15 protein-coding genes, 1 tRNA gene and 1 pseudogene are annotated in these 15,422 nt (G+C 58.1%); 11 read left to right on the forward strand and 6 right to left on the reverse strand.

From position 1 onward, the window contains the following. Nucleotides 1–849 carry a 23S rRNA (adenine(2030)-N(6))-methyltransferase RlmJ gene (locus QE408_RS03915; protein ID WP_306928707.1) on the forward strand — a complete coding sequence of 283 codons (849 nt, stop codon included), beginning with the start codon at nt 1–3 and terminating at the stop codon, nt 847–849. A gap of 6 nt (nt 850–855) precedes the next feature. Here the strand turns inward: QE408_RS03915 and QE408_RS03920 are convergent, their stop codons facing one another. Then, the gene (locus QE408_RS03920) at nt 856–1,812 is read right to left on the reverse strand and encodes a lysylphosphatidylglycerol synthase domain-containing protein (protein ID WP_306928709.1); all 957 of its coding nucleotides are present in this window, start codon (nt 1,810–1,812) and stop codon (nt 856–858) included. A gap of 205 nt (nt 1,813–2,017) precedes the next feature. On the opposite strand from QE408_RS03920, the gene QE408_RS03925 reads away from it, so the two are divergent. Together QE408_RS03925 and QE408_RS03930 are read left to right on the forward strand one after the other, a co-directional pair. Then, nucleotides 2,018–2,746 carry a ribonuclease T2 family protein gene (locus tag QE408_RS03925; protein ID WP_306928710.1) on the forward strand — a complete coding sequence of 243 codons (729 nt, stop codon included), beginning with the start codon at nt 2,018–2,020 and terminating at the stop codon, nt 2,744–2,746. A gap of 17 nt (nt 2,747–2,763) precedes the next feature. Continuing rightward, entirely contained in the window at nt 2,764–3,357 is a 594-nt protein-coding gene (locus QE408_RS03930) for a glutathione S-transferase family protein (RefSeq protein ID WP_306928712.1), read from the forward strand. Between the two features lie 73 nt (nt 3,358–3,430). Here the strand turns inward: QE408_RS03930 and QE408_RS03935 are convergent, their stop codons facing one another. Next, complete coding sequence (locus tag QE408_RS03935) at nt 3,431–4,081, reverse strand: outer membrane protein (RefSeq protein ID WP_306928714.1); 651 nt, start codon at nt 4,079–4,081, stop codon at nt 3,431–3,433. 370 nt (nt 4,082–4,451) lie between these two features. Here QE408_RS03935 and QE408_RS03940 point away from each other — a divergent pair, with 370 nt between their 5' ends. From QE408_RS03940 to QE408_RS03960, 5 genes are all read left to right on the forward strand, one after another. After that, nucleotides 4,452–5,219, forward strand: coding sequence for an SDR family oxidoreductase (locus QE408_RS03940; protein ID WP_306928716.1), 768 nt, complete (start codon nt 4,452–4,454; stop codon nt 5,217–5,219). Then, the gene (uvrC, locus tag QE408_RS03945) at nt 5,216–7,258 is read left to right on the forward strand and encodes an excinuclease ABC subunit UvrC (protein WP_306928718.1); all 2,043 of its coding nucleotides are present in this window, start codon (nt 5,216–5,218) and stop codon (nt 7,256–7,258) included. The genes QE408_RS03940 and uvrC overlap by 4 nt, the downstream gene beginning before the upstream one ends. Nucleotides 7,259–7,360: 102 nt before the next feature. Then, nucleotides 7,361–7,948: a CDP-diacylglycerol--glycerol-3-phosphate 3-phosphatidyltransferase gene (gene pgsA, locus QE408_RS03950; protein ID WP_306928720.1), complete on the forward strand. Its 588-nt coding sequence runs from the start codon at nt 7,361–7,363 to the stop codon at nt 7,946–7,948. Further along, nucleotides 7,948–8,202 carry a molybdopterin converting factor subunit 1 gene (gene moaD, locus QE408_RS03955; RefSeq protein WP_306928722.1) on the forward strand — a complete coding sequence of 85 codons (255 nt, stop codon included), beginning with the start codon at nt 7,948–7,950 and terminating at the stop codon, nt 8,200–8,202. The genes pgsA and moaD overlap by 1 nt, the downstream gene beginning before the upstream one ends. A 3-nt stretch (nt 8,203–8,205) precedes the next feature. Continuing rightward, a complete protein-coding gene (locus tag QE408_RS03960; protein WP_306928724.1) occupies nt 8,206–8,667 on the forward strand; it encodes a molybdenum cofactor biosynthesis protein MoaE in 462 nt (153 codons plus the stop codon). A 74-nt stretch (nt 8,668–8,741) separates the two neighbouring features. Here the strand turns inward: QE408_RS03960 and QE408_RS03965 are convergent, their stop codons facing one another. Further along, nucleotides 8,742–11,018 carry a heavy metal translocating P-type ATPase gene (locus QE408_RS03965; protein ID WP_306928726.1) on the reverse strand — a complete coding sequence of 759 codons (2,277 nt, stop codon included), beginning with the start codon at nt 11,016–11,018 and terminating at the stop codon, nt 8,742–8,744. A 204-nt stretch (nt 11,019–11,222) separates the two neighbouring features. Here QE408_RS03965 and QE408_RS03970 point away from each other — a divergent pair, with 204 nt between their 5' ends. Further along, nucleotides 11,223–12,107: a DMT family transporter gene (locus tag QE408_RS03970; RefSeq protein ID WP_306928728.1), complete on the forward strand. Its 885-nt coding sequence runs from the start codon at nt 11,223–11,225 to the stop codon at nt 12,105–12,107. On the opposite strand, the gene QE408_RS03975 is transcribed toward QE408_RS03970, so the two are convergent. Further along, nucleotides 12,102–13,190 carry an ornithine cyclodeaminase gene (locus QE408_RS03975; RefSeq protein ID WP_306928729.1) on the reverse strand — a complete coding sequence of 363 codons (1,089 nt, stop codon included), beginning with the start codon at nt 13,188–13,190 and terminating at the stop codon, nt 12,102–12,104. The two genes, QE408_RS03970 and QE408_RS03975, sit on opposite strands and share 6 nt — an antisense overlap. A 12-nt stretch (nt 13,191–13,202) precedes the next feature. Beyond that, nucleotides 13,203–14,123, reverse strand: coding sequence for an arginase (gene rocF / locus QE408_RS03980; protein ID WP_306928731.1), 921 nt, complete (start codon nt 14,121–14,123; stop codon nt 13,203–13,205). A 129-nt stretch (nt 14,124–14,252) separates the two neighbouring features. On the opposite strand from rocF, the gene QE408_RS03985 reads away from it, so the two are divergent. Together QE408_RS03985 and QE408_RS03990 are read left to right on the forward strand one after the other, a co-directional pair. Further along, nucleotides 14,253–14,690 (forward strand): Lrp/AsnC family transcriptional regulator, encoded by a 438-nt coding sequence (locus tag QE408_RS03985; RefSeq protein WP_306928733.1) that lies wholly within the window; start codon nt 14,253–14,255, stop codon nt 14,688–14,690. Between the two features lie 109 nt (nt 14,691–14,799). Further along, nucleotides 14,800–14,873, forward strand: a tRNA-Gln gene (locus QE408_RS03990). 177 nt (nt 14,874–15,050) lie between these two features. On the opposite strand, the pseudogene QE408_RS23065 reads toward QE408_RS03990, so the two are convergent. After that, nucleotides 15,051–15,366 (reverse strand): annotated as a pseudogene (locus QE408_RS23065) (IS6 family transposase); the annotation flags it as partial. Nucleotides 15,367–15,422: the final 56 nt, after the last annotated feature.

Here is a 15,422-nt window from a genome sequence, read left to right on the forward strand (position 1 = left end):
ATGAACTACCGGCACATCTACCACGCAGGCAATTTTGCCGACGTTCTGAAACACGCGGTTCTGGCGCGGCTCGTTCGCTACCTGCAGAACAAGGACAAGGCGTTTCGCGTGCTGGATACGCATGCCGGCATCGGCCTCTACGATCTCTCGTCCGAAGAGGCGCAGAAGACGGGCGAATGGCAAACGGGCATCGGCAAGCTTCTGGAAGCCGATCTTCCAGCAGAGGTCGCCGAACTCATGGAGCCTTATCTCTCTGCCGTACGGGAATTAAACCCGGAAGGCGGGCTCAAATACTATCCAGGCTCCCCGAAGCTTGCACGGATGCTGTTTCGCCCGCAGGACCGTCTTTCGGCGATGGAACTCCACCCGGACGATTTTCGCGCGCTCTCACGCCTCTTCGAAGGCGACTATCAGGCGCGCATCACCGAACTTGATGGTTGGCTATCACTTGGAGCGCATCTGCCGCCCAAGGAAAAGCGCGGCCTCGTGCTGGTCGATCCGCCTTTCGAGAAGGAAAACGAATATGAGCGCCTGGCGGATGGTCTGCACAAAGCCTACCGTCGCTTCGCCACCGGCACCTATTGCCTCTGGTATCCGCTGAAGAAGAACGCGCCGATCAAGGACTTTCACGAGCGCCTGCAATCCTATGATATCCCGAAAATGCTCTGCACCGAGCTATCGGTCAGAAGCGACCGGCTGGACGGCTTGAGCGGATCCGGCCTCATCATCGTCAACCCGCCCTACACACTGAAGGATGAACTGCACACGATGCTGCCCGTGCTGAAGTCGATCATGGCGCAGGATCGATACGCGTCGCATCGCGCCTTCTGGCTGCGCGGCGAGGAGTAAACAATCCTACTTCTGCTGTAGCCGCCTCTCTTCCCGCTCGGCGGCTGCAAGCTGCGAGCGTTCAAAAAACAGGATGATGAACAGGCCGATGACGAACGGGATGATCAGGTAGAACAGGCGGAAGACGAGAAGTGCGGCGATGACGTCTGCGGGGTTCATGTCCGGCAGGCCCATGACGAAGACGAGCTCGAGCACGCCGAGCCCTCCCGGCGCATGCGAAATCAGTGCGGCGGAAAAGGAAATCAGGAAAATCCCCAGGATCACCATGAAGCCTGGATTGCCCAGCTCGGGCAGGGCGAAATAGATGATACCGGCCGCGCCGATCAATTCGATCGGCCCGATGACCAGCTGCTGCACAACCAGTTTCGGGACCGGATAGAATAGCGTGAAGGAGCCGATCTTGAGCGGCCTGAGCTTCATTAGGCTGCCGAGAATATAAAGTGCGACGATGGCAAGCAGCAGGATGCCGGTGGTGCGCGAGGCTTCTACCGGCAGAACATCAACGAAACGCTCCGTGATATCCGGCTCATAAACCAGGATAAAGCCGATCAGCATGATCGTACCGATCACGAAGGTGAAGGAGCAGAGGGCAACGAGAACGCCGACTTCTGCAGCACTCAATCCCTTCGACGTATAGGCGCGGTAGCGGACGACGGCACCGGAAAATACCGATGCACCGACATTGTGAGACAGGGCATAGGTGGTGAACGATGTCAGCGCGATAAAAAGCCAGCCGACCTTGCGTTTCAGATGCTGCAAGGCAATGCGGTCATAGCCGGCGAGAGCGGCATAGGCGACCAGCGTGCAAAGTCCTGACATCAACCAGTGATGCGTACTGATGGCGCTAAGGCTGCCCCAGACATCATCGAGCGAGAGATGGCGCAATTCCTTGTAGAGCAGCCACACCGAAAAGCAGATCGTCGCAATCCCAATCACGGGCCAAAGATACTTTTTCATTTTCATGCGGACATGCCCAGACTCGAACCTCCCTCCGACAAGACTGCCATGCCGGATTCGACAAGCTTATTCGTTATACCAACTCCGGTTCAACACGAAGGATGCTGAAGAAATGAATTTTCGGCGGTCTGTTTGCCATAGGCGGAAGATGGTATAAAACCCGAAGCCTGTTCAACAAATCGTCATCCCTGCCAGAAAGACAGCGCCTTCGATGAAACAGTATTTCGGTTTTATCGCACTCGGCGCACTGTCACTGGCAGCGGCTGGATGGCTGTTTCTGGGCCAACCCCAACCGGCATCCGGGCCTGTGACCCAGCGAACTGAAACTCCTTCGTCGCGTAGCTCACGCGGCGCCGCAGAAACCTCGGAAACCGGTTTCGATTTCTACGTCCTGTCGCTCTCCTGGTCTCCCGCATTCTGTGCCAGTGATGCCGGGCGCAACAGCCGGCAGCAATGCGGCTCGGATCGGAAGTTCGGATTCGTGGTTCATGGTCTCTGGCCTCAGAACGACCAAAGCTATCCGGAATTCTGCGGCGCGGACAAAAACGAGCGCGTGCCTGACAACCTCGGACGAAGCATGTTCGACATCATGCCGTCCATGGGGCTGATCGGCCACCAGTGGCGCAAGCATGGCAGTTGCAGCGGCCTGACCCAGAAACAATATTTCGACAAAACACGTGATGCCTACGACCGCATCAAGATACCTGCCGACCTCTCAATCGGCGATCAGAGCAAAAGGCTTTCCGCCGACGCTATCGAGTCCGCTTTTGTGGATGCTAATCCTGGCATGACAAAGAGTGGCATCGCTATCAGCTGCGAAGGTCCGCGACTGGAGGAGGTGCGGATCTGCCTGTCCAAGACCTTGTCCTTCCGCGATTGCCCTGAGGTCAATCGCCAGGGTTGCCGGTCGAATGCCGCAGAGATCATTCCCATCCGATAGTGAAACAGGAAAAACCAATGGAACTGCTTTACGCTCCCGCCTCCCCCTATTCCGCCAAGGTGCGCATGGCAGCGCGCTATCTGGATATCGGCATCACCGATGTCCGCGTCGACACCAATGCCGAAACCGCCACGCTGATCGACAACAATCCGCTGGGCAAGATCCCCGTGCTGCTGCATGACGGTGGCTCGGTCTACGACAGTGTCGCGATCATGCATTATCTCGATCGCGTGTCTGGCGGAAAGCTCTACCCGAAGAAGCATGCCAAGCGCACCGAAGCCGAAATCCTCGAAGCACTTTGCGATGGTGTGATGGATTGCCTGCTGGCGATCGTCTACGAAAAGCGCTTCCGGCCGGAAGAAAAGGTTCACCAGGAGTGGATCGACAAGCAATGGCGCAAGGTGGTGAAGGCGCTCGATTACCTGAACGACAATCTCCCGAAGACCGGAAAGAAGCTGCATGGCGGCCACTTTGCGCTAGCCGCGATGATTGGTTATCTCGATTTGCGGTTTAGCGGACAGTGGGCGGATGGTCGCAAACGGCTCTCTGATTGGCCGGAAAAGTTCGGCAAGAAGTTCAAGCCGTATACGGAGCTGAAATCTGCCGCCTGATCGCGGATTTCTCTTGCTGCAGAAACAGAAAAGCCGGGGCGAACCCCGGCTTTTCCGCATAATATCTGGCGAATTAGAACTTGACGCCGATACCAGCCTTGACGCTGTGGTCGTCGAAGCCGCGCGAGACGTTGCCACCGTTGATGGCGAAGTCCTTGTCCTGATAATCGGTGTAACGATACTCAAGACGTGCCGTGATGTTGTCTGTGACGAGAGCTTCGACACCGGCGCCAACCGTGTAGCCGAGAGCCGTCTTGTCGTCCTTGCTGCCGGTTGCGGTGTCACGAAGTTCGTTGTTCGAAACTGCAAGACCACCCGTACCGTAGATCAGGAAGGGGTTCATGTCGTAACCAACACGAGCGCGCAGCGAGCCGTTCAGCTTCTGCTTGCCCTGAAGGTTGCCGCCAGCGGAGCCCTTTTCATCGCCATAAGCGAGGTCGGCTTCACCACCGTAAACGATCTGGCCGTTCTGCCAGTTGTAACCGCCATAGAGGCCGCCGCCGAAGCCGTCAGCGTCGCGACCGTTGGTGCTGCCGCTGAAACGACCCCAGTCGTAGTTCACGGTACCACCGAGATACGCGCCGGACCAATCCTTGATCGGTGCGGGCTGCTCAACTGCGACCGGCGCCTGCGGAACTTCATTGACCGCGTCGGCTGCCTGTGCTGCCGAGAAAGCTGCCGCGGCCATGGTAGAAGCCAAAAGTGTTGCAACGATAGTACGCATGCCATTCTCCTTTTCAAACCCGCGGGGGCACTCAAACACTCGGTCCCAAACGCGGTATAAAACAGTTAGTTCCCTGCCCGTCTGGAAATGCAAAATGATGGGGGAATGAGGAAATCACAGAGCCAAAATGTGAATTGATTGAGGCACAGCCGTGACAGAAATTGGACGTTGCCAAAAGGACACAGAAATCCATTAAGGATAACGCATCGTTAATTTAAGCAAAGCGCGTTTTTACTTGTGTTTACATCAAATTAAGCTGGCAAAGCTTGCGCCGGATAAATCTGTATAACGCCATTCGGATGTGGGCAAACCTCATCATTTCGATCTATATCTGGAAGTAAATGTGGAATAAGCAGAGCACGGGTCCGCTTTGACAGAGACTATACCGAAGACCGTCTTGATAACGGGCGCAGCGCGCCGCATTGGCAGAGCCATTGCCGATTATCTTGCTTGCGAGGGATTTGCGGTAGCGATCCACGCACGTTCCTCTTTGGCCGAAGGCGAGGAACTCGCTAACACTTTACGGCAGAAAGGTGGCAAGGCGGTCGTCCTTCAGGCAGACCTAATGGACATATCCTCCACAGCCGAATTGATGGAAAAGGCGACAAAAGCACTGGGACCTGTGGGGGTTCTCGTCAACAATGCCTCTGTTTTTCACAAGGATGAAGCCGAAACCTTCGATGCCGAGACCTTCGATGCGCATTTTGCCGTGCATGTACGCGCGCCGTCCATTCTTTCAGCCGCATTTGCAAGGCAACTGCCACAAGAGCATTCCGGTCTGATCGTCAACATCATCGATCAACGCGTGTTGGCGCTCAATCCGCGCTTCTATTCCTACACATTGTCCAAGGCAGCGCTTTGGGCCGCAACACAAACTTTGGCGCAAAGCTTCGCGCCGCGCATCCGGGTCAATGCCATCGGCCCCGGCCCGACGTTTAAAAACGAGAGACAGAGCCCCGAGGACTTTCAGGCGCAGGTCGACGCCCTTATATTGAAGAGAGGTCCGAAGCCCGATGAGTTCGGGCGGACGATTCGCTTTCTTTACGATACCCCCTCGATGACCGGCCAGATGATCGCACTCGACGGGGGCCAGCATCTTGGCTGGGAAACCCCGGACGTGGCGGAGATTAATGAATGAACGGAAAGAAGCTGCCGGATGGCGGTGTTCTCTTCGATGAAACCGACGACGACGAAGACGATGTTGCACTCTCCACCGCCGATGTTGCCGTGGAGCGGGACAGCGCAGGCATCGACTGGAACGCCGGATGGAAGAACGAGTCCGGCTTGAAGGGCATGGATCTGATTGGCGAGTTCGTCAAACACCTGCCTAACAATCCCGGCGTCTATCGCATGTTCAACGAGGCTGGCGACGTTCTTTATGTCGGCAAGGCGCGCTCGCTGAAGAAGCGTGTCAGCAATTATGCCCAGGGCCGCGTGCATTCAAACCGCATTGGCCAAATGGTGCGGCTGACGACGCATATGGAGTTCGTCACCACCCGCACGGAAACCGAAGCGCTGCTGCTGGAAGCCAACCTCATCAAGCGCTTCCGCCCACGCTTCAACGTGCTGCTGCGCGACGACAAGTCGTTTCCCTATATTCTGATCACGGCCGACAATCGTGCGCCGGCGATCTTCAAGCATCGCGGTGCCAGAGCGCGCAAGGGCGCCTATTTCGGTCCCTTCGCTTCTGCCGGTGCGGTGGGTCGAACCATCAATTCGCTGCAGCGCGCCTTCCTGATCCGTACCTGTACCGACAGCGTGTTCGAGAGCCGTACGCGACCTTGCCTGCTTTATCAAATCAAGCGCTGTTCCGGCCCCTGCACCCATGAGGTCAGCGACGATGCTTACGCAGAGCTGGTGCAGGAAGCGAAAGACTTCCTCTCCGGCAAAAGCCAGAGCGTAAAATCGACGATCGCCCGGCAGATGAACGAGGCCTCGGAAGATCTCGATTTCGAGCGCGCCGCGATCTATCGCGACCGTCTGGCCGCGCTGTCGCACGTACAGAGCCATCAGGGCATCAACCCTGCCGGGATCGATGAGGCGGACGTTTTTGCCATCCACCACGAAGGTGGCGTGTCGTGCATTCAAGTGTTCTTCTTCCGCACCGGGCAGAACTGGGGCAACCGCGCCTATTTCCCCAAGGCCGATCCATCCCTCCCGGGCTCGGAAATTCTCAACGCCTTCCTGGCGCAGTTCTACGATGACAAGCCGGTGCCGAGGCAGATTCTTTTGTCTGAAACTGTGGACGAGCAGGAATTGCTGGCTGCAGCCTTTAGCGAAAAGGCCGGTCACAAGGTCGTCCTTTCGGTGCCGCAGCGCGGCGAAAAGAAGGACATTGTCGATCATGTGCTGGGCAATGCCCGCGAAGCCCACGGCCGCAAGCTCGCCGAAACCTCGTCTCAAGCGCGTCTGCTGAAAGGTTTCGCCGAGACCTTCGGTATGCCCTACATCCCGCGCCGTATCGAGATCTACGATAACTCCCATATCATGGGCACCAATGCGGTGGGCGGCATGGTGGTGGCAGGGCCGGATGGCTTCGTCAAAAACCAGTACCGCAAGTTCAACATCAAATCGACGGACATCACCCCCGGCGACGACTTCGGTATGATGCGCGAGGTGATGACGCGTCGCTTTTCTCGCCTGTTGAAAGAAGAAGGCAGGCCTGACCGCAGCCAGCCGGTGTCACCGGAAGATGCGGCAGATATGCCGTTTCCGGCTTGGCCAGACGTGATCCTGATCGACGGCGGTCAAGGCCAGATGACGGCGGTACGTGCCATTCTCGATGAACTCGGCATTCGTGATTGCGTCACCGCGATTGGCGTTGCCAAGGGTGTGGACCGAGATGCCGGTCGCGAGCGCTTCTTCACCGATACCCGCAGCGACTTTTCGCTGCCACCGCGCGATCCCGTTCTTTACTTCGTCCAGCGCCTGCGCGACGAGGCGCACCGCTTTGCCATCGGTTCTCACCGGGCGCGACGTAAGAAAGAGATGATCAAGAATCCTCTCGATGAGGTGAGCGGCATCGGACCGGGGAGAAAGCGCGCGCTTCTTCAGCATTTCGGCACGGCGAAAGCCGTGTCGCGTGCGGCGCTCAGCGATCTGATGGCTGTGGGCGGCATTTCAGAAACTGTCGCAAAACAGATATACAATCACTTCCATGAGAGCGGCCGCGAGTGACGCGGCGGCTTTTACCGCCGCCCGCTAAAAAAACACAAAGAGGTGTTGACGCTTCCACCTCAGAGCGTCATCAACGCTTTGATATTGATAGACAGGTTTTCCATGGCTTCGCGCACCTACAACATCCCGAACCTTCTGACCTATGGCCGCATTCTGGCCGTACCGGTCATCGTCTTGTGCTTCTTCGTGGAAGGAAAACTTGAGAGTTCGGATTTTGCCCGGTGGACCGCGCTGTGGCTGTTCATCGTCGCCTCGATCACCGATTTCCTCGATGGCTATCTGGCGCGCATCTGGAACCAGACATCCAATATCGGCCGCATGCTCGACCCGATTGCCGATAAGCTCTTGATCGCCTCGATCCTGCTGCTGCTGGCGGCTGACGGCACCATAGCGGGCTGGTCGCTCTGGGCCGCGATCACCATTCTCTGCCGTGAAATCCTGGTCTCTGGCCTGCGCGAATATCTCGCGGCCTTGAAGGTGTCCGTACCCGTGACCCGCATCGCCAAGTGGAAAACCACGATCCAGATGGTGGCTATCGCTTTCCTTCTGGCCGGACCCGCTGGCGATACGATCCTGCCTTACACGACCGAAATCGGCATCGGCCTTCTGTGGATCGCGGCAGCGCTGACGATCTATACCGGCTATGACTACTTCAAGGCTGGCCTGCGCCACATCGTGGATGAAGAGTGATGACCCATATCGTTTACTTCGCCTGGGTGCGCGAAAAGATCGGCAAGGCGGAAGAGGATCTCGACATCCCCGCTGATGTGAAGACGGCGCGTGAGCTGATCCTTTATCTGAAAGGCCTTGGCGAAGAATACGAAGCGGCATTCGAATATCCGAATGTCATTCGCGTTGCGGTCAATCAGGAGCATATCGAGCACCACGAAAGCATTGTCGGTGCGCGGGAGATCGGTATCTTCCCGCCCATGACCGGCGGCTGACCGATGGGTGTCACCCCGACCATTCGCGTGCAGACGGACGATTTTGACGCCGCGGTGGAAGCCAAGCTTTTGACGCGAGATGACGCAGGGATTGGCGCCGTCGTGACCTTCACCGGCCTCTGCCGCGACGAAGGTGGTGCGCTTTCTGCGCTGGAGCTTGAGCATTATCCCGGCATGGCGGAAGCGGAGATGACGCGGATCGCCAAGCTTGCCATCGAGCGTTTCGAGCTTCGTGGCCTGACGGCCATCCACCGCTACGGCAAGATCGCCACCGGCGACAACATCGTCCTCGTCATCGCCGCCTCATCTCACCGCCAGGCCGCCTTTGACGGCGCCAATTTCGTCATGGATTACCTGAAGACCGCGGCCCCTTTCTGGAAAAAGGAGCACGGAACGGATGGCACGGCAGGCGGATGGGTATCGGCCAAAGATGCCGATGAGAGCGCCAAGGATAAATGGCGCTAAGAGATCCCTCGTTTCCTTGTCATCGTCTCGTAACCGTTTCGCCTGGGACATCCGCGCCCGGCAGCGCGGCCGCCCTACTTTACTGTCCTCAGCAACCGTAACGCGTTCATGGTCACAAGCACCGTGGCGCCTGTGTCTGCCAGGATTGCGGGCCAGAGACCCGTGACACCGATAATGGTGGTGACGAGAAAGACAGCCTTCAGGCCCAGCGAGATGGCAATGTTCTGGTAGATATTGCGCATCGTTCGTTTGGACAGATCGATCATCCGGGCGATATCGCCGACGCGTCCATGCAGGATGGCCGCTTCCGCCGTTTCGAGCGCCACATCCGTTCCACCGCCCATGGCGATCCCCACATCGGCAGCAGCGAGAGCGGGCGCGTCATTGATGCCATCCCCAACCTTGCCGACGAAGAAACCCTGTTGTTTCAGTTCGCCGACGATGCGCTGCTTGTCTTCCGGCAGAAGGTCTGCGCGCACCTCGATGGCGAGCGTCTTGCCGATGGCGCTTGCCGTGCGGGCATTATCGCCCGTCAACATCACGATCCTCACGCCCTTATCCTTCAGCGCTTTCAGTCCTTCGGCTGCATCCGCACGCGGCTCATCGCGCATGGCGATGGCACCGGCAAGCTTACCGTCCACCACGAGAACCGACACCGTCTTGCCTTCATCATTGAGCGCACCGAGGGCGGACTGATCCGCAGCCGGGATATCGACCATGGCGAGAGCAGCTTTCGCCGAACCGAGAAAGACCGACTGCCCACCGACCGTAGCGGAAACGCCTTTGCCGCCGAGTGCCTTGGCATCGCTTGCGGCAGGCGCGACGATTCGGTCTTCCGATGCCTTCTCCAAAATCGCAAGCGCAAGCGGATGGCTGGAACCGGTTTCAAGCGCGGCTGCCAGACGCAGCACTTCCGGCGCCGTCGAACCAAAGGAGACGATATCCGTCACCTTCGGCTTGCCCTCGGTCAGCGTGCCGGTCTTGTCCAGCGCCACCGCCGTCAGCCGGCCAAGGCCTTCCAGCACCGCGCCGCCTTTCAACAACAGGCCTCTGCGCGCACCCGCCGAAAGCGAGGCAGCAATGGCTGCAGGGGTGGAGATGACCAGCGCGCATGGGCAGCCGATCAGCAGAATGGCAAGGCCCTTGTAGATCCACTCGTCCCAATTCGCCCCCCAGAGAAGCGGCGGCACGAGCGCCACAAGTGCTGCGACGGCCACCACGCCCGGCGTGTAATATTTCGAGAAGCGATCGATGAAGCGTTCGGTCGGCGCTTTGCTTTCCTGCGCTTCCTCCACCAGTTTCACGACACGGGCAATCGTATTGTCGGCAGCGGCCGCCGTGACACGCACCCGCAATGCGGCATCGCCATTCACCGTTCCAGCAAACACGCTGTCGCCGGCATTCTTCTGGACAGGCACGCTTTCGCCCGTCACCGGCGCCTCGTTGATGGCGCTTTCGCCCGAAACGATAACACCATCTGCCGATACACGGTCGCCTGGACGAACCAAGATAATGGCACCGATCTCGAGGCTCTCCGCTGGCACTTCCCTAGTTTTGCCCGCTTCTTCCAAAAGTGCAGTTTTCGGGACGAGGGCAGAGAGCGATTTGATGCTGTCACGCGCTTTACCGGCGGCCACGCCTTCCAGCAATTCGCCCACCAAAAACAGGAAGACGACCGCTGCGGCTTCTTCCGTGGCTCTGATTGCCAGCGCACCAATCGCCGCGATGGTCATCAGCATTTCGATGGAAAAGGGAGTACCCGCCAGCGCCGCCATGATGGCGCGGCGCGCGATCGGCACCAAACCGACCAGCATGGCGATGGCAAAAACATAAAGCTGGACGGACGGCACGAGGTGACCGATCGAATAGGCAACCACCAAAGCTGCGCCAGCCAACAACGTCGCACGGCCCTTCTTGCTTTTCCACCATGGACCGCCGCTCGGTCCATGGTCATGGCCATGCAATCCTTCGACAGCGACAGCACCGTCGCCATGATCGTGATCGCCATGCGTATGATTGTCGTGGTCGTGGTGAGAATGCCTATGGCCTTCTCCGTCTGCGTGATCATGCAAATGACCGCCACAGCACGTCCCACCGTGGTTTGCCGATGTCGGGTTGTCGGCCTGACGCCCCGCCAATCGCTCAACCGAGTAGCCAAGGCCACGAACCTTTTTACCGATGGCGTCAAGATCGCTTGTCTGATCGTGACGGATGCTCATGGTTCCGGCAGTCACAGAGACAGAGACGTCCTCCACGCCCGGCATGCGCCGAACGGCAGTGTCGATCTTACTGGCGCAGGATGCGCAATCCATGCCGCCAACCCGAAATCTGGTCTGTAAATCCGTGCTCATCTGACAGTCCTCTTGATACTGCAGAGGTTCTACGACCTCTAGTAACTAGAGCTACAAGGGCAAAAACGACGTATGGGTTGGAATTATTCGGACGCAGGAACGGAAGCGTTTTGATCCGGCCTTTCGCTTCGGGCATTTTTCGCATAATTGCCCATTGTCAGATTATCGGCATGCCCTCCCCCGCCGATATGCCGAGAGAGAGCGATGCCCAGCCAATCCACCGGACTTCTCTACGCCCTTGGGGCGTTTTCCATATTTGCCGTACAGGATGGCATTTCCAAACATCTCGGCCAGTACTACCCGCCCGTCTTCATCGTGATGCTGCGCTACTGGGCCTTTGCCGTCTTTGCGATTGTCCTCGCCGCACGCTCTCACGACGGGCTGAAGGCAACGATGCGCTCCAAGCGGCTCTTGCTGCAGATCAGCCGCGGCGTGCTGCTTGCGGCTCAGATTGTTCTCTCAATTTTCTCGTTCAGGCTGGTGGGTCTCGCCCACACACATTCCATCTTCGCCTGCATCCCATTGATCGTCGCAGCACTCTCCGTTCCAATGCTTGGGGAGAAGGTCGGCTGGCGCAGATGGTGCGCCATCCTCGTCGGCTTCATCGGCGTGCTGATCATCATCAACCCAGGTGAAACGGGCTTCGATCTGACATTCCTGTTGACCTTTGTCGCAGCCTTCATGCTGGCGCTCTATGGCGTGATGACAAGGCTGGCCAGCCGCACCGATACCGCCATGACCAGCTTCTTTTATACCGGTGTTGCCGGTGCAGCCGCGCTGACACTGATCGGCCCGTTCTACTGGGTCAACATGGTGCCACATGACTGGCTGTGGATGCTGGCGCTCTGCATCACCGGCATGAGCGGCCATTACCTGTTGATCCGCGCTTTCGAGCTGGCGGATGCGGCCTCTGTCCAGCCCTTTTCCTACTATCAGCTGGTGCTGGTCTCCATCGTCGGCGTCACGATCTATGGTGAAGTGCTCACCGCCCATATGGTGATTGGCGCGGCTATCGTCATCGCAGCAGGTCTCTTCACCATCTGGCGCGAGCAACTCACCGCCAGAAGACGCCGACTTCAAGGATTATGACAGCGCGATCCGACTCTCAGTGTCGGCAGCAGACATCGCCGCCTCGCATCGAAGCAGCATGCCATAAAGATCGCGTGGCTCATCCGGATCGGCAAGAAGATCGAGTTCTTCGAACAGGCCGGTCTCCATCAGCTTGGAGCGCACGTAGCGCAGCGCCGAAAAATCCTCGATGGCGAAGCCCACACTGTCGAACAGCGTGATCTGCCGCTCGCTCTTGCGACCCACCGTCTTGCCGGCCATGACCTGCCACAACTCGATGACCGGATGGTCTGCATCCAACTGCTGGATCTCCCCTTCGATCCGCGTCTGCGGCGGGTATTCGACGAAAATATCCGAGCGCAGCAGGATGTCGCGATGCAGTTCGGTCTTGCCGGGGCAATCACCGCCGACGGCGTTGATGTGAACGCCGGGGCCGACCATGTTGTCGGTCAGGATCGTGGCATATTGCTTGTCTGCGGTGACGGTGGTGATGATATCGGCACCCTCGACCGCCTGTTCAGCGCTGTCGCAGATGGTGATGGAAAAGCCGAGCCCGCGTAAGTTTGCCTCGCATTTGCGGCTAGCCAGCGGATCGATATCGTAAAGCCGCAACTGATCGACACCGAGGATCGCCTTGAATGCCCGCGCCTGGAACTCGCTCTGCGCCCCGTTGCCGATGATTGCCATGGAACGTGCATCGGCCCTCGCCACATGCTTCGCGGCAACGGCAGAGGTGGCAGCGGTCCTGAGCGCCGTCAGGATCGTCATTTCGGACAGCAGCATCGGATAGCCGTTGCCGACATCGGACAGAACGCCGAAAGCCGTCACCGTCTGCCGGCCATCGCGGGTGTTCTTCGGATGCCCGTTGACATATTTGAAGCCGTAAAGCGTGCCGTCACTTGTCGGCATCAACTCTATCACCCCTTCCTGCGAATGGGAGGCGACGCGCGGTGTCTTGTCGAAGCTCTCCCAGCGCAGAAAATCCTCTTCGATCACGTCCGCAAGTTCACGCAAGAATGTGTCGATGCCAACCTTCAGCACCAGCTTCATCATATGATCGACGCTGACGAAGGGAACGACGTTCAGTTTTGCAATCGCTGTCATGATCTTTCCTCCTCAGCCTGCGCGCGTTGGGCGGTCGAGAACGCGCTTGCCCATCAGGCTTGCAGTCAGATCCACCATCAGCGTCGCAGTGCGTCCACGTTCATCGAGGAACGGGTTCAGCTCCACCAGATCGAGGCTACTGACGAGACCGCTGTCATGCAGCATCTCCATCACCAGATGCGCCTCACGGAAGGTGGCGCCGCCTGGCACGGTGGTACCGACAGCCGGTGCAATCGACGGATCGAGAAAATCGACATCGAAGCTGACATGCAGCAGCCCGTTGGCCGCCTCCACCCTTGCCAGGAACTCCCGCAACAGGACGGCCACGCCATGCTCATCGATCATGCGCATATCATGCACGGTGATACCGGAACCGCTAAGCGCCGCACGCTCCGCCGGATCGACGCTGCGAATACCGATCATGCAGACATTGTTCGGATCGACAGGATGCGCAAGCGGCGGGAAGTAACCCGCAAAGCCACTTCTCCCCGTGTAATAGGCGACCGGCGTTCCATGCAAATTGCCGCTCTTCGTCGTCTCAAGCGTGTGAAAATCCGTGTGGGCATCCAGCCAAAGCACGAAAAGCGATCGTCCCTGCTCGGCAGCCCGGCGCGACAGCCCGGCAACGGTGCCCGCGGACAGCGCGTGGTCCCCGCCAAGGAAGATCGGCATGGCATCCGCGCTTTCGAGATAGGCTGTCTCGATCAAGGTCTCGGTCCAGGCGACCGTTTCGGGAAGGTGATGCACCGCCGCGTTCGGATGCTGGAGATCGCGAAAAGGCGCGGGCGACACATTGCCGAGATCGCTGACATGATGCCCCAACTCTTCAAGCGCCCCCTTCAGCCCTGCGACCCTGAGAGCGCTGGGCCCCATCTCGCATCCGAGCTGCCCTGCCCCGATCTGCAACGGAACACCGATCAACTTGCAGTCCATCACGTCATCTCCAGTTCCCGATTTTTGATCATGACACCACATTCAGATGGCAGATTGAATGGTAAGGATTGGCAAATTTTCCCATCAAGCTTATCATTCTGATCAATAGCCCTACCAATTTGGTTTTCGATGGATCATCTTGACGAAAAGCTCATCACCCTTCTGCGCCACAATGGCCGAAGAAGCATATCGGACCTTGCGATCGAAACCGGCGCCTCCCGCGCCACGATACGATCGCGCATGGAGAAGCTGGAGCAAAACGGCACGATCATCGGCTACACCGTCATCCTGCGCGCCGACGCGGTCGAGAACGCAATACGCGGCATCATGATGATCGAGATCGAAGGCCACGTCACCGACCGCGTCATCCGCGCCCTCGGCGGCATTTCGGAGGTCTCCGAAATCCACTCGACCAACGGCCGCTGGGACCTGATCGTCGAACTGAGCGCCGCAACGCTGACCGAATTCGACGCGGTACTGCGCCGCATCCGCCTCGTCCCCGGCATCACCGGCAGCGAAACCAGCCTGATCCTCTCGACACAGAGATCCACCAAAGCAAGGCTTTGACCTGAACCGACAAACAAGCTTTGGAAAAAATGCATTTTTCGGCTTGCATAGCCAACCAAATCATCTATATGACGACCCACCAAACGAAACCGCCCGGCGCTTCTCGGATTGGGGAATAGTTCAATGGTAGAACAGCGGACTCTGACTCCGTCGATCTTGGTTCGAATCCAGGTTCCCCAGCCAATTCTCCCTAAATGCCCTTAATTCCTGATTTTCCAGTCGTGCCGGATATCGTTTTGGCATCATTGGCGACCTGATGCCTAGGCGAAATCGCCCTGAGATTGCCTCCAGGGCATCATAAATTTGAGGTGCATAAGTCAGCCGTAGGCCGTTTGCACCCCAGCTTTTATGTTTGAGTGATTTTGCCCATAGGTTCATTGAGTCTGACTGCAGTTCGAGGTGATGGCTGGAGGAGATGTCGCGCGGGGGATTGGGAACAGGTTGGCAATCGAATTGTGAATGGAGACGAAGCGCTTCCAATGGCGTCGTGGCTTGAAGCGCTTCATAATCCGTTCTCACCATCGGAGTGGCTGGAGGGAATTCTCCGCCCGCTTGTTCAAGCCTTTATGCGAGCGGTTATCGATACCAAGCATGGATCTCTGCTTTCGCAGCGACGTTGCCCCAGAACCTCCAACACGAAATCGTCCCCATCGACGGAGCGCCAGAGCCATTGCTTTGCAGCGGATCGAACCAATGGCCTCGTCACAGGCGTCCTTCAACATCCATGGGCGA

The organism is Agrobacterium larrymoorei, assembly GCF_030819275.1.
Classification (GTDB): Bacteria; Pseudomonadota; Alphaproteobacteria; order Rhizobiales; family Rhizobiaceae; genus Agrobacterium; species Agrobacterium larrymoorei_B.

Coding starts and splice junctions, on each gene's coding strand:
- QE408_RS03915 (WP_306928707.1), top strand. CDS start 1: ATGAACTACCGGCACATCTACCACGCAGGCAATTTTGCCGACGTTCTG.
- QE408_RS03920 (WP_306928709.1), bottom strand. CDS start 1,812: ATGAAAATGAAAAAGTATCTTTGGCCCGTGATTGGGATTGCGACGATC.
- QE408_RS03925 (WP_306928710.1), top strand. CDS start 2,018: ATGAAACAGTATTTCGGTTTTATCGCACTCGGCGCACTGTCACTGGCA.
- QE408_RS03930 (WP_306928712.1), top strand. CDS start 2,764: ATGGAACTGCTTTACGCTCCCGCCTCCCCCTATTCCGCCAAGGTGCGC.
- QE408_RS03935 (WP_306928714.1), bottom strand. CDS start 4,081: ATGCGTACTATCGTTGCAACACTTTTGGCTTCTACCATGGCCGCGGCA.
- uvrC (WP_306928718.1), top strand. CDS start 5,216: ATGAACGGAAAGAAGCTGCCGGATGGCGGTGTTCTCTTCGATGAAACC.
- pgsA (WP_306928720.1), top strand. CDS start 7,361: ATGGCTTCGCGCACCTACAACATCCCGAACCTTCTGACCTATGGCCGC.
- moaD (WP_306928722.1), top strand. CDS start 7,948: ATGACCCATATCGTTTACTTCGCCTGGGTGCGCGAAAAGATCGGCAAG.
- QE408_RS03960 (WP_306928724.1), top strand. CDS start 8,206: ATGGGTGTCACCCCGACCATTCGCGTGCAGACGGACGATTTTGACGCC.
- QE408_RS03965 (WP_306928726.1), bottom strand. CDS start 11,018: ATGAGCACGGATTTACAGACCAGATTTCGGGTTGGCGGCATGGATTGC.
- QE408_RS03970 (WP_306928728.1), top strand. CDS start 11,223: ATGCCCAGCCAATCCACCGGACTTCTCTACGCCCTTGGGGCGTTTTCC.
- QE408_RS03975 (WP_306928729.1), bottom strand. CDS start 13,190: ATGACAGCGATTGCAAAACTGAACGTCGTTCCCTTCGTCAGCGTCGAT.
- rocF (WP_306928731.1), bottom strand. CDS start 14,123: ATGGACTGCAAGTTGATCGGTGTTCCGTTGCAGATCGGGGCAGGGCAG.
- QE408_RS03985 (WP_306928733.1), top strand. CDS start 14,253: ATGGATCATCTTGACGAAAAGCTCATCACCCTTCTGCGCCACAATGGC.